We start from the raw sequence: 17,989 nt of genomic DNA on the forward strand, positions 1-17,989 counted from the left end.
CTTCGGCGGCCCGGGATTCCGCACGGCGGCGCAGCATACTGGCCCGAAAGGGGCATAACACCCGCCCGACTCGCGGAGGTGCCAGGATGCGCGACGACGTCGAGCACGACGACGGGCCCGTCGAGGAAGCCGAGCCGTACGACGCGGTCGATGACGAGTACGAAGAAGGGTACGAGTACGAGGCCGACGGCCCCGAGGCGTACGCCGAGACCGAGCCGTACGCGGAGGACGCCCCGGCGGTGGTCCGCGGGGGCGGCGCCGAGGTGGACCCCGATGTCTTCCTCGACGTCCCGCACCTGAGTGTCGACGAGATCGAACTGGACGTGGAGGACCTGCGGGCCCGTGTCTCGCTCCAGGCCGAGGTTCTGGACCTGCTGAAGCTGAACGTGGGCGCCGATGTGGCCCTCGGGCGGGTGCACCTGGGGATCTCGGGCGTGGAGGCGCAGGCGCAGCTCAAGGTGCGGCTCGACAATGTCGCGTCGATCATCCACCGGGTGCTCACCACCCTCGATCGCAACCCGCAGATCCTGGAGGAGCTGGCACGCGGCGTCGGCTCGGCGGTGCGGGACGTCGGTGGCGGGGCTCGCCTCGCCGTGGGCGAACTGGGTACCGGGGCGGGCAGAGCCGTCGAGGACGTCGGACGGGGCGCCGGGTACGCCGTGGAGGGTGTCGGGCGCGGAGTCGGCGGCGCCGTCGAGGATGTGGGCCGGGGCGCGGGTTCGGCGGTGCGGGATGTCGGCCGCGGTGCCGGCTCCGCCGTGCGGGTCGTCGGTGAGGGCGCGCAGGGAGCCGTCGAGGACGTGGGCGGGGGAGCCGGGCGGGTGGTGGGGGACGTCGGGGGCGGCGCTGGACGTGCGGTGGAGGACGTCGGCGGCCGGGCCGGCCGGGCCGTGAGTGACGCGGGTGGAGTGGTGCGGGAGACCGGGCGGGCCGCGGGGCGCACCATGAGGAAGACGGGAGGCGCCGCGGGCGAGGCGGTCGATGTGGCGGGGGAGCCGGCCGACACGGGGGACGTCGGGGGCGGCGCTGGACGTGCGGTGGAGGACGTCGGCGGCCGGGCCGGCCGGGCCGTGAGTGACGCGGGTGGAGTGGTGCGGGAGACCGGGCGGGCCGCGGGGCGCACCATGAGGAAGACGGGAGGCGCCGCGGGCGAGGCGGTCGATGTGGCGGGGGAGCCGGCCGACACGGGGGGCGAGGCGGCCGACGTCGAGGGGAAGGCGGCCGAGCGCAGCGCCGCTCGGCGGACGGCGCGGTCGGCCAAGAGGGCCGCCGGCCGAAGCGGGGAGAGCGAACGCGGGCGGACCGCCGGGACGCGACGTTCCCGCGAGGGGGACGACGAGGACGAGGGCAACGGTGAGCGGCGTCGAGAGGGCGACCGTGGCGGTGATGACGAGCGGCCGGACCGTCCCGTCCGGCGCCGTGCCCGCAAGGCGCGGGACGAGCCGCCGTGAACGGGGGCCCGCCGGGGATCCGGCGGAGCCGCCACGGGGCGGGTGAGCCGATCACCTGCCGCGCGCGGCTCCGAGGGATCCCCGGAACCGGACATCTCGTTCGAGGCGACGGTCCGCGGCGACCGTCTCCGCTTCGCGCAGCGGCCCCGCACCGCTGTCGGCTTCCCCGGCGACGGTGAGCGGGAGTCCTCCGCCCGCAGCGAGCGGACCCATCTCCCCGACCGGGTCGCCCCCGGCCGGGAGTACCGCGATGTCTACGTCGCCTACCGCCTCGCGACCCGTCTTCTCTCGTCTACCACCGGTACCAACGCCCCCGGCGGCCGCCGCTCCCGGCGGGCCGGACGAGGAAGCCCAGCAGCCACAGCACGAGCACGATCACCGCGATCCACCACAGCGCCTTCAGTGCGAAACCCGCGCCGAAGAGGATCAGGGCCAGAAGAAGAACCAGAATCAGGGGAACCATCGTTATCAACCTCCTGGCCACCGAATGCCCTTGCTTCGTTTCCGCAAGCACACGGAAGACCGGTTACTTCCACGGAACGAAGGGAAAGGGCATCCGTTCGGATGGTTTGCTCTTCGCCGCCCCAGCACTGGCGGACCCGGCGTAGGTGAGTCGCCAGGGCAGGAAGTTGCTGATCCGCTGTTCGGCGGAGGTGCGCATCAGGAGGCCGACGTCGGGCGGGCTGTTCGGGCACGTACAGACGCCGGGTGAGAGCGGCGGGGCCGATGTCCTCGGGGCGGACGCTGCCCGTCACCGCCTTGGCCGCCAACGCGCGGGCCGCTGCGGTCAGTTCGTCCCGGCCGCCGTAGTCCGCGCAGACGGTGAGCACGTCGTCGTAGTGCAACTGCACGCCGAGTAGGAGGGCGTGGACGAACGGTTGGTACGGCGGCCCCACCATGCCGGTGACCGGAACCGCACCGCCTCGTCCAACAGCGCGCGTCAGCACCCGAGTTGGACCTCGATGAACGCGTCCAGCCGCCCTCGGCGGATAGCAGCGGCCCGTCGCCAGATCGGCCGGCAGGTCCTCGAACAGGTCACCCGTGTGACACGCCTCGGCCAGCACCGACACCAACCGCAGGGCCCCGGCTCCCTGCGGCTCCACCAGGGCCGCCCACAGCTCGGCCGTGGCCCCCGAACATCCGCGCAGATAGTGCCGCAACCACCGAAGGAGTCCGTCCGTACCGCCCAGCCGGCGATCGCATGGACGAACGGGCGGACCTCCACGGGTAACAGGGTGCCGATCAACGCCCAGAGCCGAGGCACGAACCCCCGAACCCCTTCGTCCCCCGGCCCTCGTGACCGGCAGCCTCCGCCACGGCTGACGACCTATGGGCCGCATGCGGTGCGCTCAAGCGGGCGAGGCCGCCTCGGCGGCCCGGCAGGCGGCGCAGATGACCTGGGCCCCGTGGCCGTAGCGATGGGTGAGTCCCTGACAGCGCGGGCAGTACCCGACCTCGTCCGGCAGACAGCCCAGCAGCTGCGCGGCGGCCGCCCGGTCCGTGGCGGGGTCGATGCGCCGCGGCTTCTCCTCCATGGGCGCGAATGTACGACGGCCCCGCGGGACCGGCATCTCGACGCCGGGCCCCTTGCACCGGCTGCCTCCAGGGCGTGTCGGATGAGAGGGGGCCGGGGTCAGCTCTCCGGCAGCGACACGAGTGCGGCCATCCGCCGCAGGCGTCGGAAGTACTCGATCTCCTCGGTCCCGGTGAGCAGGGGAAGAACCTGGTCCAGTTCCAGGACGCACCGTTCGGCGATCTCCAGGCGCCGCGTGTCGGGGGAGCCGGCGCGGTTGAGCCAGGAGGAGACGCAGCCGGCGATGCTCGCGTCGAGCAGCACCATGTCGATGCCGGCTCGCTCGGCGCCCCGTAGGCCGACTGGGAAAGGCGCGGCCATATGGGCCCGCCACAGGTCGGTCAGGGTGGTTCGGTGATCGCTTGCCTCGGGCATCCGCTCAGCTTCCCCTCAGGTCGTCCGCGACCAGTGAGAACAGGACCAGGTCGACCCGCCCGTCATGCACGAACCCGGCGTTGCGCAGGATGCCCTCGTGCCGGAAGCCGGCCGCGAGGGCGGTCTTCCGGGAGGCGGTGTTGGCGGTGGCGGCACGCAGTTCGAGGCGTTCGAAGCGGTGGTCGGTCAGCGCCCACTGGGCCAGGGCGCGAGTCGCCTCGGCGGCGATGCCGTGGCCGCGGGCCCACGGGGAGACCCACTAGCCGACCTCGCTCGTCCGCCCCCGCCAGTCGGTCTTCTTCAGCCCGACGGTGCCCATCAGCCGGTCGGCGCGGGTGTCGGTGACGGCGAAGTGGATGCCGTCACCGGACTCGCGCAGGCCGGGGGAGACGGACGCACACCACGCGGCGGCGGCGTCCAGGGTGTACGGGCGGGGGAGCGGGAGCCAGCGCTGGGTGAGCACGTCGGCGCAACTCGCCTGTGTGTCCTGTGCGTCGGCGGCCGTGAACGGGCGGAGGAGCAGGCGGTCCGTGTGCAGCACTGTCTCCGGGAACATCCGTCCATCCGTCCGTGGGTGATCATATGGCGCGGCCGAATGTAACAGGCCCGCTCCATGACCGCGGCGGGCCCTCAGTGCTCGTGGGCCCCGGAACTCCGCGTCCCTGTGACGTGCACCGTGAACGCCGCCGTACGGACCTTCCCCTCCAGAGGTCCTCCGGATGCTCGATGCCGACCGACATCCGCACGGTGCCCGCGCCCATCCCGGAGGCGAACGCGATCGCCGCGGCCCCGCCCTCCAGACCGGCCGGCGTCTGCTCCAGCGCCCGCACGGCGGGGTTGCCGCGCCGGGAGTAGACGTACGCCCCGTCCGGTCCGCTCATGGCCTCGGCCGGTTCGGCGGCGGAGTCGAAGGCGAAGGCCGAGGACTGGACGATCGGCACGCTCAGCGGCCGACCGCCGCTCGTCGGGGGTTCGTGCCGCACCTGTACGGCGCGGGTCTGGATGTCCATGGGACGACTCCTTCCGTGCATGGGACAGGGCCGCCCGTTCCGGTTGCCCGGGGCCGGACGGCCCGTTGAGGGGGTTGGTTGTCCAGGGGGGCGGGGCTCGGCCGTCGCCGCCGTTCCGGTCCGCCGTGCGTGCTGCCCGTCAGACACCGGCCCGTTCGCCGGATGCCTCCTGTGCGGCGCCCGGCTGTGGCGCCGCCGCGTTCTCGCCCCGCATGGCGAGCAGCGTGACCAGACCGCCCACGGCGGCGATCGCCGCGGCCCAGATGAACGCCGCGCTGAAGCCGTCGGTCAGGGCGGGCAGATCGCCCAGCTTTCCCGCGCCCTCCGAGGTGGCCACGGCGGTCAGCGCCGCGAGGCCGAGGGCGGAACCCACCTGGTACGTGGTGTTGACGATGCCGGAGGCCAGACCCGCCTGCTCCTGCGGGGCGCCGGACATCGCGGCCATCATCGCGGGGATGTAGGCGAGCGACATGCCGAGGGCGGCGACCAGCGACGCGGGCAGGACGTCGACCACGAAGGTGCCCGTGGGCTGCACCTGGGCCAGCCACACCAGACCCGCCGCGAGGACCAGCAGACCGCCGCCGATCAACGGCTTGGCGCCGAACTTCGCGAGCAGCCGGGCCGTGATGGCCGTCATGAAGGTCATCAGCAGCACGGTCATCGGGAGCAGCGCGGCGCCGGACGCGAACGCGCCGTAGCCCAGGACCTGCTGGAGGTACAGGTTGAGGAAGTACCACATCGGGATCCACGCGGCGCCGAGCAGCGCCATCGCCAGGTTCGCCGAACCCAGGCGCGGCACCCGCCAGATGCCGAGCGGCATCAGCGGCCCGCGCACCGTCTTCTGGATCACGAGGAACAGGGCGAGCAGCACGACCGCGCCGGCCAGCTCCAGCACCGTGCCCATCGAGGACCAGCCGGTCTCGGGGGCGCGCACGACGGCGAACACCGCGAGCGCGAGACCCGCCGTCACGGAGACGGCGCCGAGCACGTCCACCCCGCCGCCGCGCCTGCCGCCGACGGCCGGGAGCAGCTTGGTGGCCGCGAGGGTGCTGAGGCCGATCGGGATGTAGATGATGAACACCCACGGCCAGCTCAGCCACTGGGTGAACACACCGCCCATGAAGACACCGGCGGTACCGCCCGCGGGCGCCGCGGCACCGTAGAGCGCCATGGCCTTGCCCAGTTCCTTGGGGTCGTGGGCGAAGAGCATCATGAGCAGCGTCATCGCCGAGGGCGCGATCAGCGCGCCGCCCACGCCCTGGACCGCGCGGCCGACGACCTCCACGGACGCGCTCTGCGCCGCGGCCGTCACGATCGAGCCGGCGACCAGCACCGTCCAGCCGGTGATGAACACCTTGCGGGCGCCGAGCAGATCGGACAGCCGGCCGCCGAGCAGCAGCAGACCGCCGAAGGCGATGACGTAGGCGTTGAAGACCCACTGCAACTCGCCCTGCGAGAAGCCGAGGTCCTTCTGCATCTCGGGAAGCGCCACCCCGATGATCGACGTGTCCATGATGACCATGAACTGGGCGGCGGCGAGCACGACCAGTGCCCACCAACGCCGGGGATTGACCGCTGACATGACTCCACCCTTCGTTTTATATACCCCTAGGGGGTACTGTCGCGCTGCACCGTAGCATACCCATGGGGGGTATATAAGAGGTCGCGAAAAAGGCGAAGGCCCCTCCAGCTCTTGGGAGTTGGAGGGGCCTTCGCCCGGAGGTTGCGCGCCCTGCCGGCGCGGAGCCTCAGATCTGGCCGGCGAGCTCGTAGCCCGCCTCGTCCACGGCGGCGCGGACGGCCTCCTGGTCGAGCGGGGCGGTGGAGGTCACCGTGACCTCGCCGGTGTCGGCGACCGCCGTGACCGCGGTGACGCCGTCCAGTGCGGAGACCTCCTTGGAGATGGCGGACTCGCAGTGGCCGCAGGTCATGCCGGAGACCTTGTACACGGTGGTGACGCCGCTGCCGTGGACCTGCACGCCGGTCGCCGCGCCGGTGCCGCAGGAGCCGCAGCAGGAGCCGGAGTTCGTCTGTTCGGTCATGGTCTCTTCCTCGGGTGTGAGCATGGTTCGGTCCGCGGAAGGGCGGTCGCCCGGCCTTCCGACAACAAGAACGATATACCCCCCAGGGGTATCTGGTCATCTGATCGTCATCTCGGAGGGTCGTCTGGACGTCGTACCCCTAGGGGGTATAGTGGCGTGCCTGGAGCCTGTGGCGGACGGGACGTGGTCCCGCATCGTGTGGTCTCGGGCATGGCCTCGAAAAGGGGAGGGCGGCAGGTGACGTACCGGCGGACCGGTTCCCGCGGCGGCGCGGCGCGCCGGTCGTGGGCGGCCGTCCTGGCCCTGCTCGCCGCCTTCGTCGTCCTGGTCCACCACGACCTGGGCCCGGCCCCCGCCGCACCCGCGACCGCCATGAGCGCGATGCCCGGCACGGATCACACCGGACACCGCATGACCGGCCAGGACATGGCCGCCGAGGCCCTGACCTCGGCCATGGACCATGACACCGGCGGCGCCTGCTCCGGCGCCGACATGCAGCACTGCACCTCGGGGGCCGTCGGCTCACCGCAGTGGCTCGACCCGCCGACCGTGCCGACGCACACCGTCCAGGCCGCTCCGCCGCGGGGCGTCCTCGCCGGGCACGGTCTGCCGGGCAACCCGCACCGCGCGCCCCCGGACCTCTCCCTCCTCTCCCGACTGCTGATCTAGGCCGCTCCCGCGCGGCCCGTTCCCCCGTACCCCGGGGGGGCGATGCCGCGTGCGCGCAGGTCAACGGCATCGAGAGAAGAGGCATCACAGATGAACAGCATCAACCGTCGCTCCGCCCTGCTGGCCGGTCTCGCCGTCGCCGGGACCGGAGCGCTCGCCGCGTGCGGCGGCTCCGGGTCCACGCCGGCCCTGGTGAGCCCCGACAGCAAGGTGGTCGCGACCACCGAGCGGAAGCGCAAGGGCAGCGGCAAGGTGCGCGAGGTGACCCTGACCGCCGCGCCCGCCGTGCTCGACCTCGGCGGCAAGGTGACGGCGAAGAGCTGGGCCTACGGCGGCCGCACCCCGGGCAAGGAGATCCGGCTGGCGGCCGGCGACACCCTGGCCGCCGAGCTCTCCAACCAGCTCCCGGACCGGACCACGACGTCCGTCCACTGGCACGGCATCGCCCTGCGCGCCGACATGGACGGCGTGCCCCCGGCCACCCAGAACGCGGTGCGCGCCGGCCGCAACTTCACCTACCGCTTCCTCGCCGACACCCCCGGCACCTACTTCTTCCACCCCCACGTCGGCGTCCAGCTGGACCGGGGACTGCACGCCCCGCTGATCGTGGAGGACCCGAGGGAACCGCTGTCGTACGACGACGAATGGGTCGTCGTCCTGGACGACTGGATCGACGGTGTCACCGGCACCCCCGACCAGGTCCTCGCCGAACTGAGCCATGGCATGGGCGACATGGACATGAGCGGCTCGGGGCACGGCGGCTCCTCCGGCCATGACATGGGCGACATGGGCGGGATGGACATGGGTGACATGGACGGCATGGACATGAGCGGCGGCGATACGGGCAAGGGGGGCGGCAAGACGTCGTCCGGCTCGATGAAGTTCATGCTCATGGGCGCGCGGAGCAGTCTGCTGGGCGGCGACGCCGGTGACGTCAAGTACCCGTACCACCTGGTCAACGGCCGGATGCCGAGCGACCCCGACGTCTACACCGGCAAGCCCGGCAAGCGGGTACGGCTGCGCATCGTCAACGCCGGCGGCGACACGGCGTACCGCGTCGCGCTCGGCGGCCACAAGCTGACCATCACCCACACGGACGGCTTCCCGGTTGCCCATCAGCAGGTCGACGCGCTGCTGGTGGGCATGGGGGAGCGGTACGACGTCCTGGTCACGCTCGCCGACGGGGTCTTCCCGCTGGTCGCCCTCGCCGAGGGCAAGGACGCGAGCGGTCTGGCGCTGGTGCGCACCGGGTCCGGTGCCGCGCCGAGGGCGACCGTCCGCCCGAAGGAGCTGGACGGCATGATCATGAACGCCGCCGGGCTGAAGGCCGCCGACGACGTCCGCCTGGACACGAGGAGGACCGACCGCGTCCACCGGATCGAGCTCACCGGCGGGATGGCCGGGTACGACTGGGGCATCAACGGCAGGCGGTACGACATGAAGCACCCCACCGCCGACCCCGTCCTGGTCGAGCAGGGGCAGCGGGTCCGGCTGGACTTCGTCAACAAGACCGACATGTGGCACCCGATGCATCTGCACGGGCACACCTACCAGCTCGGTACGGGCGGCCCGCGCAAGGACACCACCATCGTGCTGCCCGGACGCACGGTGTCCGTGTACTTCGACGCCGACAACCCCGGCCAGTGGATGCTGCACTGCCACAACGCCTACCACGGCGAGGCGGGGATGATGGCGCTGCTGGCGTACGAGGCGTGACAGCGCGAGGGGGGTGGTGCGGGTCGCCCGGCCCGCACCACCCCCCTCCTGTGCGTCAGACGTTGCGCCGGTACTGGCCGCCCACCTCGAAGAACGCCTCGGTGATCTGCTGGAGGGTGCACACCCGCGCGGCGTCCATGAGCACCGAGAACACGTTGTCGCCCGCGACCGCCGCCGCCTTCAGGGCGTTCAGCGCGGTGTGCGCCTCCTGCTGGTGCCGGGCCTGGAAGTCATGGACCCGCTCCAGCTGGGAGCGCTTCTCCTGCTCGGTGGCACGGGCCAGCTCGATGGCGCCCGGCTCGGCACCCTCGGTGTGCGGGTTGCGGAAGGTGTTGACGCCGATGATCGGCAGCGAACCGTCGTGCTTGCGCTGTTCGTAGAGCATCGACTCGTCCTGGATGCGGCCGCGCTGGTACCCGGTCTCCATCGCGCCGAGCACACCGCCGCGCTCGCTGATCCGCTCGAACTCCAGCAGCACCGCCTCCTCGACCAGGTCGGTGAGCTCGTCGATGATGAACGACCCCTGGAGCGGGTTCTCGTTCATCGCGAGGCCCCACTCGCGGTTGATGATCAGCTGGATGGCCAGCGCCCGGCGGACGGACTCCTCGGTCGGGGTGGTGACCGCCTCGTCATAGGCGTTGGTGTGCAGGCTGTTGCAGTTGTCGTAGATGGCGATGAGCGCCTGGAGCGTGGTGCGGATGTCGTTGAAGTCCATCTCCTGGGCGTGCAGGGAGCGGCCCGAGGTCTGGACGTGGTACTTGAGCTTCTGGGAGCGCTCGTTGGCGCCGTACTTCCGCTTCATCGCGACCGCCCAGATCCGGCGGGCGACCCGGCCGAGCACCGAGTACTCGGGGTCCATGCCGTTGGAGAAGAAGAACGACAGGTTCGGCGCGAAGTCGTCCACGTCCATGCCGCGCGCCAGATACGCCTCCACGTAGGTGAAGCCGTTGGCCAGGGTGAACGCCAGCTGGCTGATCGGGTTCGCGCCCGCCTCGGCGATGTGGTAGCCGGAGATGGACACCGAGTAGAAGTTGCGGACCTTGTGGGCGATGAACCACTCCTGGATGTCCGCCATCATCCGCAGCGAGAACTCGGTCGAGAACAGACAGGTGTTCTGGCCCTGGTCCTCCTTGAGGATGTCGGCCTGCACCGTGCCCCGCACGCTCGCCAGCGCGTGGGCGCGCAGCTGCTCCGCCTCCTCGGCCGAGGGATCGCGGCCCTCGGCGGCGCGGAACCGCTCGATCTGCTGGTCGATCGCGGTGTTGAGGAAGAACGCCAGCACGGTGGGCGCCGGGCCGTTGATCGTCATCGACACCGAGGTCGTCGGCGCGATCAGGTCGAAGCCGTCGTACAGCGCCTTCATGTCGTCCAGGTTCGCGACCGAGACACCGGAGGTGCCGACCTTGCCGTAGACGTCGGGGCGCTCGCCCGGGTCGCGGCCGTAGAGGGTGACCGAGTCGAAGGCGGTGGACAGCCGGGTGGCGGGCTGCCCCTCCGAGAGCAGCTTGAAGCGCCGGTTGGTGCGGAACGGATCGCCCTCGCCCGCGAACATCCGCGCCGGGTCCTCGCCGTCCCGCTTGAAGGGGAACACGCCCGCGGTGAACGGGAAGTAGCCGGGCAGGTTCTCCCGCCGCCAGAACCGCACCAGCTCCCCGTGGTCGGTGAACCGGGGCAGCGCCACCCGGGGGACCTTGTTGCCCGACAGCGACTCGCGGGTCAGCTTGGTGCGGATCTCCCGGTCGCGGATCTTCACGACCTGCTCGTCACCGGAGTACGACGCCACGACGGCGGGCCAGTTCTCGATCTGCTCGCCGACCTCGTGCGGCAGCTGCCTGCGGGCCTCGGTGAGCAGCGCGTCCACATTGTCCGCGTCCGAACCGGCCGCCGCCAGCTCGCCCTTGACCAGGTCCAGGCGCTGGACGCGCCGGGCCGCCTCGGCGAGCACCTCGGTCTCGGCGTGGTACGCGCGGACCGCCTCGGTGATCTCGGCGAGGTAGCGCACGCGGTCGGCGGGCACCACCTGGCGGATGCCGGAGGAGTGGCGCACATCGACGGGGGCGAGGGTGCCCTCCTGGAGGTGCAGCCCCTTCTCGTCCAGGGCCGACTTCAGATGCTGGAAGAGCGCGGTGACCCCGTCGTCGTGGAAGGTCGCGGCCGAGGTGCCGTACACCGGCATCTCCTCGGGCCGCTTGTCGAACGCCTCGCGGTTGCGCACCAGTTGGCGGCTCACATCGCGCAGCGCGTCCTTGGCGCCGCGCCGCTCGAACTTGTTGACCGCGACCACGTCGGCGAAGTCGAGCATGTCGATCTTCTCCAGCTGGGACGCGGCGCCGAACTCCGGCGTCATCACGTACAGCGAGGTGTCGACGAACGGCACGATCGCCGCGTCGCCCTGGCCGATGCCCGGGGTCTCCACGATCACCAGGTCGTACCCGGCTGCCTTGACCACATCGATCACATCGGTGAGGTGCGCGGGCAGCTCATGGCTGCCGCGGGTGGCGAGGCTGCGGAAGAACACCCTGTTGCCGTCCAGGGAGTTCATCCGGATCCGGTCGCCGAGCAGGGCGCCGCCGCCGCGCCGGCGGGTCGGGTCGACCGCGATCACCGCGATGCGCAGCTTGTCCTGCTGGTCCACGCGGAAGCGGCGCACCAGCTCGTCGGTCAGCGAGGACTTGCCGGAACCGCCGGTGCCGGTGATACCGAGCACCGGCACCACCCGGCCGGCCGCGGCGGTCCGCAGCCGGGCGAGGAACTCCGGTGGCAGCTTGCCGAGTTCGGCGCCCGTGATGGCCCGGGCGGTGGCGAACCGGTCGCCCGCGAGCACGGCGTCCGCGTCGGCGGGCTTGCCCTCCCACAGGTCGAAGTCGCAGTCCCGTACGACGGAGTTGATCATTCCGGCGAGGCCCATCCGCTGGCCGTCCTCGGGCGAGAAGATGGTCACCCCGTGCGCGCGCAGCCGGGTGATCTCCTCGGGCACGATCACGCCGCCTCCGCCGCCGACCACCCGGATGTGCTCCGCGCCCCGCTCGCGCAGCGACTCGACCAGGTACTCGAAGTACTCGACATGGCCGCCCTGGTACGAGGAGACGGCCACGCCGTGCGCGTCCTCCTCCAGCGCCGCGTTCACGACCTCCTGCACCGACCGGTTGTGCCCGAGATGGATCACTTCGGCGCCCTGGGACTGGAAGATGCGCCGCATGATGTTGATCGACGCGTCGTGCCCGTCGAACAGAGCGGATGCGGTGACCAGGCGTACGGGGTGCACGGGGGAGTGCAGTTCGCTCATCGGGGGCCTTCCGGGACAGGTCGAGGGGACGCTGATCAGATAAATACTAGGACGTCCTAGTAAAACGCAGTAGTCGGTCCGGATGTGAGCAGCGGCACACTCGGCGACACCTCTTTGTGAATCCGGATCAGTGTGCGGGTGCGGCGCAACGGGTTCCGGTCGCCCCGCTCCGCCCGCCGCCAGTTCACCACTTTCGCCGCAAGTGAATCCCGAGTAGTCTCCGCTGGCGCATTCGGTCGCACGACGGCACCGCCGCGGTTCACGATCCCTCTGAGAAAGCTGATCATGAAGCGAACCCTTTTCGAAGCCGAGCACGAGGACTACCGCGAGAGCGTGCGGGCCTTCATCACCAAGCATGTGGTGCCGCACTACGCGGACTGGGACAAGGCGGGCATCGTGCCCCGTGAGCTGTTCACCGGTCTGGGCGAACTCGGCGCGCTCGGCATCGCCGTGCCAGAGGAGTTCGGCGGCGCGGGGATCAAGGACTTCCGCTACAACACGATCCTGCACGAGGAGGGCGCGCGGGTGGGCGCCATCCCGGCGATCCTCGGACCGACCCTGCACGCGGACGTGGTCCTGCCCTACTTCCTCGACCAGACGAACGACGAGCAGAAGGCGCGCTGGCTGCCCGGCATCGCCTCCGGTGAGACGATCACGGCGGTCGCGATGACCGAGCCCGGCACCGGTTCCGACCTGTCCGGCATCCGCACCAAGGCGGTCCGCGACGGCGACCACTACGTCATCGACGGCGCGAAGACGTTCATCACCAACGGCATCAACGCGGACCTGGTCGTCGTCGCCGTGCGCACCGGCGAGCACCCGCACCGCGGGCTCAGCCTGATCGTCGTGGAGCGCGGCACCCCGGGCTTCGAGCGCGGCCGCAAGCTGGAGAAGGTCGGTCTGCACGCCCAGGACACCGCCGAGCTGGTCTTCACCGGCGCCAGGGTGCCGGCGGCCAACCTGCTGGGCGCGGAGGGCGAGGGCTTCTTCGCCCTGACGCGCAATCTCGCGCAGGAGCGGATGTCGGTCGCGATCGCCGGCCTGGCGCAGGCGGTGGCGGCCTTCGACTGGACCGTCGAGTACGTGCGCGAGCGCAAGGCGTTCGGCAAGCCGATCGGCTCCCTCCAGGTGATCCGGCACCGGCTCGCCGAGCTGGACACCGAGATCGAGATCGCCCAGCACTACCTCGACCGCTGTGTACTCGCCCTGAACTCGGGTGAGTTGACGGTCGTCGACGCCGCCAAGGCCAAGTGGTGGTGCACCGAGTTGCAGGGCCGGGTCATGGACGCCTGCGTCCAGCTGCACGGCGGATACGGCTACATGCTGGAGTACCCGATCGCGCGCGCCTGGCAGGACAGTAGGGTGAGCCGGATCTACGCGGGCACGACCGAGATCATGAAGGAGATCGTCGGCCGTTCGCTGGAACTCGGCTAGACAGCCGGTCCAGGATGAGTCGGCTCGCTGTCTGGAGGTGCCGGTGATGATCGAGGTCGGGACGGAGCCGGGGACCGGCGTGGAGCCGCTCGCGCCGCGTGGTGCGGCGACGAGGGCCGGCGTGGAATCGGTCGCGTCGGCTGGTACGGCGGTGGCAGCCGCCGGTGTGGAGACGGCGGCTCCGGGTGGTACGGCGACGGTGGGGTCCGGTGTCGAGTCGGTCGGCTCCGGTGGTACGGCGACGGTGGGGTCCGGTGTCGAGTCGGTCGGCCCCGGCGCTACGGCCGCGGCGGGACCCGGTGCGGAGCCCGCCGCCCCGCTCGTGCGGGCGACGCGGCCGCGCAATCGCCGGGAGCTGATCATCGCCGCCGCGCGCGAGCTGTTCTCCCGGGACGGCTACGCCAACGCGGCGATGAGCGACATCGCGGCGGCCGTGGGCATCGGCCCCTCCGCCCTGTACCGGCACTTCGGCGGCAAGCAGGAACTGCTGCACGCCGTCGTCTCCGAGGCCCTCGACTCCTGTCTGGCCGGCCTGTACCCGGCCGGGCCCGGCGAACTCGACGTCCTGGTACGGGACTTCGCCGAGTCCGCGCTCGCCCGGCGCGAACTGGGTGTGCTCTGGCAGCGCGAGGCCCGGCATCTGCCCGCCGAGCAGTACGCGGAACTCACCCGCCGGCTGCACGCGGCCCGGCGCACCCTCGCCGGGCAGCTGACCGCCGCCCGGCCGGAGCTGGACCCCGCCCACACCGAGCTGCTGTCCTGGGGCACGCTCGGGGTGGCGGCGAGCCTCGCCTACCAGCGGGTGGAACTGACGTCGCCGGACCTCGTCGCGCGTCTGATGCACCGCGTGGCCACATCGGTCCCGCCCGGACTCGGTGAGCCCCGGCTCGACGCGCCCCGCGGCACCCTGCGCCACCGCTCCCGCCGGGAGGCCCTGCTCGCCGCCGCGACCGAGCTGTTCGCCGAGCGCGGCTACGCCTCGGTCAGCCTGGAGGACACCGGCGCGGCCGTCGGGATCGCCGGGCAGAGCATCTACCACCACTTCGCCAGCAAGCACGACCTCCTCGCCACCGCCGTGCACCGGGGCGTCGAACGGCTGTGGGTCGACCTGGCCGAGGTGCTCGCCCCGGCACGGGACCACGCGGACGCGCTACGACACCTGGTGTGGCGCTACATCCGCATGGCGCTGGTCTCCCGGCATCTGGTGACCGTGATCGCCACCGAGGCCGAGCACCTCCAGGAGGCGGACCGGCTGCGCACCCGGCAGTTCCAGCGCGACTACATCGCCGAATGGCTGCACCTGCTGCACGCGGTCCACCCGGCCATGACGCCGGCCGAGGCCCGCGTGCGGGTGCAGACCGTCCTCACCGTCGTCAATGACGTGGCCCGCACGCCCCGGCTCGCCACCCGGCCGGGCATAGGCCGGGCTCTGTATCAACTGGGCTGCGAACTCCTTGAGTTGGAGGCCGGTCCGCTGCCGGAGTGACGTCCGGCCTACCGCGATCCCGCCGCCACCGGCTGCGGGCCCGCCTCGATCACGATGTCCAGCAGGGCGCGCGACGCCTGGAGATCGTCGATCGCCCGGCTGATCCGCTCCCGCTCCCCGCGCAGCCCCGCGACGAGGTCCGCGCAGACCGGCACCAGCCGCTCGCCCTCCTCGCGGACACAGGGCAGCACCTTCGCGATGGTGTCCGTGGTGAGTCCGGCTGCGAGCAGGGCGCGGATCCGGCGGACCGTCTCGACGTCCTGCTCCCCGTAGACGCGGTACCCGCTGGGCAGGCGCTCCGGCGTCAGCAGGCCCTGCTCCTCGTAGTAGCGCAGCAGTCGCTCGCTGACCCCCGTGCGCCGCACCATCTCACCGATCCGCATGGCGGCCTCCCCGGCTTGACTCTCACATCGATGTCAGACTTTAGCGTGAGCTCCGACGCGGGACCACGACGGCCGCCGCCCGGCCGGAACACGGCCCGGAAGATGAGGAGTTGACGCCATGCGCGCAGTGCGGATCGAAGCACACGGCGGGCCCGAGGTGCTCACGGTGCGCGAGATCGCCGCCCCGGGGCCGGAGTCGGGGCCGGCGTCGGACGGGAAGCCGGAGCCGGACGTGGCCGCGGGTGAGGTGCTGGTGCGGACCGTCGCGAGCAGTCTGAACCCGGTGGACTGGAAGACCCGGGCCTGGGACGTGGGCCCGGCCCTGCCGGCGACGCTGGGCTGGGACCTGGCCGGGATCGTCGTGGCGAGTTCCGCGCCGGAGTTCGCGGTCGGCGACCGGGTGATCGCGATGTCCGCGCAGGTCGCCACCGGCCTGGGCACCTGGGCCGAACTGGTCCGCCTGCCGGTACGGCTGCTCGCCCACGCCCCCAGGACGCTCACCCTGGCCGAGGCCGCGACACTGCCGCTCGCCGGGACCACGGCGGTACAGGCCCTCGCGGCGCTGCGCCCGGAGAGCCGCACCCGGCTCCTGGTCACCGGGGCCGCGGGCGCGGTGGGCGGTCTGGCGGTCCAACTGGCCCGGCAGGCGGGGGTGTCGGTCGACGGGCTGGTCTCCCGCCCCGAACACACCGAAGTCGTGCGCGAGTTCGGCGCCGCGACCGTGACGCACTCCGTCGCGGAGCTTCCCCAGGGGGCGTACGACGCGGTGCTCGACACCGCGGGCGTCGACGTCACCCGGGCGCTCGCCGACGGCGGGTCGTACATCTCGGTCTCCGACGCGCCCCTGCCGGACGCCCCGGGCGCCGCGAAGAGTTATGTCCAGGAGAGCGGCAAGGACCTGGCGGAACTGGTGGGCCTGGTCGACGCGGGGCGGCTGAAGGTGCGGGTGGCCGCGTACTATCCCCTGTCGGAGGTGCGCGCGGCCCATGAGCGGTTCGAGGCCGGTGGTCTGTCGGGCAAGGTCGTGCTGCTGTTCTGAGCCCGGCCGGTGGCCGGGACCGGGCGGGCGGCGCGGGGCGTTCGTGGCAGGATCTGCCGCCATGGAATTCTCCGAGGTGATCCGCCGCAGGCGCATGGTCAGGCACTACTCCGACAAGCCGCTGGCGCCCGAGGTGGTCGAGCGGATCCTGGCCTCCGCCCTGCGCGCCCCCTCGGCCGGCTTTTCCCAGGGCTGGGCCTTCCTCGCCCTGACCGACCCCGCGGACCGCGCCCGCTTCTGGCCCTTCGTGCCCGTGCGGGTGGAGAAGACGCCGACGATGCAGGACGCTCCGCTGGTCGTGGTGCCGCTGGCCCACAAGGAGGCGTACCTGGACCGCTACGCCCAGCCGGGCAAGGGCTGGGCGGACCGCTCCGAGGCCCGCTGGCCCGCGCCCTACTGGTACATCGACACCGGCATGGCCTCCCTGCTCATGCTGCTGAGCGCCGTCGACGAGGGCCTGGGCGCCTGCTTCTTCGGCATCATGCCGGAACACATCCCGCCGTTCCGCGAGGAGTTCGGCATCCCCGACGCGTACGACCCCGTCGGCGCCCTCACCATCGGCTACCGCGCCACCGACCTGCCCCCACAGAGCCCCGGCGTCGAAGCACGGCGCCGTGACGCGGAGGAGGTCATCCACCGGGGGAACTGGGGACGGCACGACTGAGCCCGCTCCCTTGGCGGACGGGGGCGCACGAAACACACGAACCAGGAACCGGGCGCCCGCCGCACACGTCTCTCCCACCATGATTTCTCACCCCGCCCCGGCGTCCGCGGTGGCCGTGGATTCGCCGAAGGTCAATGACTACACCGGCTTCGCCGAGGCGTACGCGGCCGACAACGAGACCAACCTGCTCAACGCCCACTACGAGCGGCCCGCGATGCTGGATCTCGCCGGGGACGTGGCCGGGCGGCGGATCCTAGACGTCGGCTGCGGTGCCGGACCCCTGTCCGCGGCGCTGCGGGACCGTGGGGCTCTGGTGAGCGGGTTCGACGCGAGCGCGGGGATGGTGGAGCTGGCCAGGAGACGGCTCGGCGACGACGCGGACCTCCGGGTGGCCGACCTGGGCAGCCCTCTTCCCTACGCCGACGACACGTTCGACGACGTCATGGCGTCCCTCGTGCTGCACTATCTGAAGGACTGGGCACCGGCGCTGTCCGAGTTGCGCCGCGTGCTCAAGCCCGGCGGCCGGCTGATCGCGTCCGTGGAGCACCCCTTCGCGATGAACCTGATGCACCGCCAAGCCGGCCGCGAGGCCGAGTACAACTACTTCGACACCACCAACTGGACCGACGAGTGGACCATGGGCGGCCGTACCGCCCTGATGAGCCGCTGGCACCGGCCGCTGCACGCGATGACCGACGCCTTCACCGCGGCGGGCTTCCGGATCACGGTCATCAGCGAGCCGGCCCCCGATCCCGCCGCCCGCGAACTGTTCCCCGAAGCCATCGCGGCCGCGCCACGCTTCCTGTGCTTCCTGTTCTTCGTCCTGGAATCCGACCGGGCCGTCTCCGGCGGCTGACGCAC

General features: G+C 71.8%; 17 protein-coding genes and 1 pseudogene. 8 read left to right on the forward strand and 10 right to left on the reverse strand.

From position 1 onward, the window contains the following. Window positions 1-86 precede the first annotated feature (86 nt). A complete protein-coding gene (locus HEP81_RS42775; protein WP_421673944.1) occupies window positions 87-1,451 on the forward strand; it encodes a hypothetical protein in 1,365 nt (454 codons plus the stop codon). Window positions 1,452-1,743: 292 nt separating this feature from the next. Here the strand turns inward: HEP81_RS42775 and HEP81_RS36510 are convergent, their stop codons facing one another. From HEP81_RS36510 to HEP81_RS36545, 8 genes and pseudogenes are all read right to left on the reverse strand, one after another. Continuing rightward, window positions 1,744-1,914 carry a DUF5670 family protein gene (locus tag HEP81_RS36510; RefSeq protein WP_037653984.1) on the reverse strand — a complete coding sequence of 57 codons (171 nt, stop codon included), beginning with the start codon at window positions 1,912-1,914 and terminating at the stop codon, window positions 1,744-1,746. A gap of 63 nt (window positions 1,915-1,977) precedes the next feature. After that, window positions 1,978-2,112 carry a hypothetical protein gene (locus HEP81_RS42430; RefSeq protein ID WP_338058757.1) on the reverse strand — a complete coding sequence of 45 codons (135 nt, stop codon included), beginning with the start codon at window positions 2,110-2,112 and terminating at the stop codon, window positions 1,978-1,980. Window positions 2,113-2,800: 688 nt separating this feature from the next. Next, the gene (locus tag HEP81_RS36520; protein ID WP_037653986.1) at window positions 2,801-2,986 is read right to left on the reverse strand and encodes a hypothetical protein; all 186 of its coding nucleotides are present in this window, start codon (window positions 2,984-2,986) and stop codon (window positions 2,801-2,803) included. 98 nt (window positions 2,987-3,084) lie between these two features. Next, a complete protein-coding gene (locus HEP81_RS36525) occupies window positions 3,085-3,399 on the reverse strand; it encodes a hypothetical protein (RefSeq protein ID WP_037653987.1) in 315 nt (104 codons plus the stop codon). A 4-nt stretch (window positions 3,400-3,403) separates the two neighbouring features. Beyond that, a pseudogene (locus HEP81_RS36530) lies at window positions 3,404-3,955 on the reverse strand (GNAT family N-acetyltransferase). 22 nt (window positions 3,956-3,977) lie between these two features. Then, complete coding sequence (locus HEP81_RS36535) at window positions 3,978-4,409, reverse strand: PLP-dependent transferase (RefSeq protein WP_037653988.1); 432 nt, start codon at window positions 4,407-4,409, stop codon at window positions 3,978-3,980. A 139-nt stretch (window positions 4,410-4,548) separates the two neighbouring features. Continuing rightward, window positions 4,549-5,991 carry an MFS transporter gene (locus HEP81_RS36540; RefSeq protein WP_037653990.1) on the reverse strand — a complete coding sequence of 481 codons (1,443 nt, stop codon included), beginning with the start codon at window positions 5,989-5,991 and terminating at the stop codon, window positions 4,549-4,551. Between the two features lie 166 nt (window positions 5,992-6,157). Then, window positions 6,158-6,451 (reverse strand): heavy-metal-associated domain-containing protein, encoded by a 294-nt coding sequence (locus HEP81_RS36545; RefSeq protein ID WP_190276069.1) that lies wholly within the window; start codon window positions 6,449-6,451, stop codon window positions 6,158-6,160. 237 nt (window positions 6,452-6,688) lie between these two features. Here HEP81_RS36545 and HEP81_RS36550 point away from each other — a divergent pair, with 237 nt between their 5' ends. Both HEP81_RS36550 and HEP81_RS36555 read left to right on the forward strand, forming a co-directional pair. Next, complete coding sequence (locus tag HEP81_RS36550) at window positions 6,689-7,120, forward strand: DUF6153 family protein (protein WP_037653993.1); 432 nt, start codon at window positions 6,689-6,691, stop codon at window positions 7,118-7,120. 90 nt (window positions 7,121-7,210) lie between these two features. After that, window positions 7,211-8,836 carry a multicopper oxidase family protein gene (locus HEP81_RS36555; RefSeq protein WP_037653994.1) on the forward strand — a complete coding sequence of 542 codons (1,626 nt, stop codon included), beginning with the start codon at window positions 7,211-7,213 and terminating at the stop codon, window positions 8,834-8,836. A 55-nt stretch (window positions 8,837-8,891) separates the two neighbouring features. On the opposite strand, the gene icmF is transcribed toward HEP81_RS36555, so the two are convergent. Beyond that, on the reverse strand, window positions 8,892-12,122 hold the full coding sequence (gene icmF, locus HEP81_RS36560; protein ID WP_037653995.1) for a fused isobutyryl-CoA mutase/GTPase IcmF: 3,231 nt from the start codon (window positions 12,120-12,122) through the stop codon (window positions 8,892-8,894). A 285-nt stretch (window positions 12,123-12,407) separates the two neighbouring features. Between icmF and HEP81_RS36565 the strand changes: the two genes are divergently transcribed. Together HEP81_RS36565 and HEP81_RS36570 are read left to right on the forward strand one after the other, a co-directional pair. Beyond that, window positions 12,408-13,556 (forward strand): acyl-CoA dehydrogenase family protein, encoded by a 1,149-nt coding sequence (locus HEP81_RS36565; protein WP_037653996.1) that lies wholly within the window; start codon window positions 12,408-12,410, stop codon window positions 13,554-13,556. A gap of 46 nt (window positions 13,557-13,602) precedes the next feature. After that, entirely contained in the window at window positions 13,603-15,042 is a 1,440-nt protein-coding gene (locus tag HEP81_RS36570) for a TetR/AcrR family transcriptional regulator (RefSeq protein ID WP_157854397.1), read from the forward strand. 8 nt (window positions 15,043-15,050) lie between these two features. Here HEP81_RS36570 and HEP81_RS36575 read toward each other — a convergent pair whose 3' ends face one another. Beyond that, window positions 15,051-15,425, reverse strand: a complete 375-nt coding sequence (locus tag HEP81_RS36575; RefSeq protein ID WP_037653997.1) for a MerR family transcriptional regulator — start codon at window positions 15,423-15,425, stop codon at window positions 15,051-15,053. 118 nt (window positions 15,426-15,543) lie between these two features. Here HEP81_RS36575 and HEP81_RS36580 point away from each other — a divergent pair, with 118 nt between their 5' ends. From HEP81_RS36580 to HEP81_RS36590, 3 genes are all read left to right on the forward strand, one after another. After that, complete coding sequence (locus HEP81_RS36580) at window positions 15,544-16,464, forward strand: NADP-dependent oxidoreductase (RefSeq protein WP_037653999.1); 921 nt, start codon at window positions 15,544-15,546, stop codon at window positions 16,462-16,464. A gap of 61 nt (window positions 16,465-16,525) precedes the next feature. Beyond that, the gene (locus tag HEP81_RS36585; protein WP_037654000.1) at window positions 16,526-17,128 is read left to right on the forward strand and encodes a nitroreductase family protein; all 603 of its coding nucleotides are present in this window, start codon (window positions 16,526-16,528) and stop codon (window positions 17,126-17,128) included. Between the two features lie 79 nt (window positions 17,129-17,207). Further along, complete coding sequence (locus HEP81_RS36590; protein ID WP_037654001.1) at window positions 17,208-17,984, forward strand: class I SAM-dependent methyltransferase; 777 nt, start codon at window positions 17,208-17,210, stop codon at window positions 17,982-17,984. The last annotated feature ends 5 nt before the right edge of the window (window positions 17,985-17,989 follow it).

It is taken from the genome of Streptomyces griseofuscus (genome assembly GCF_014673495.1).
Lineage (GTDB): Bacteria > Actinomycetota > Actinomycetes > Streptomycetales > Streptomycetaceae > Streptomyces > Streptomyces murinus.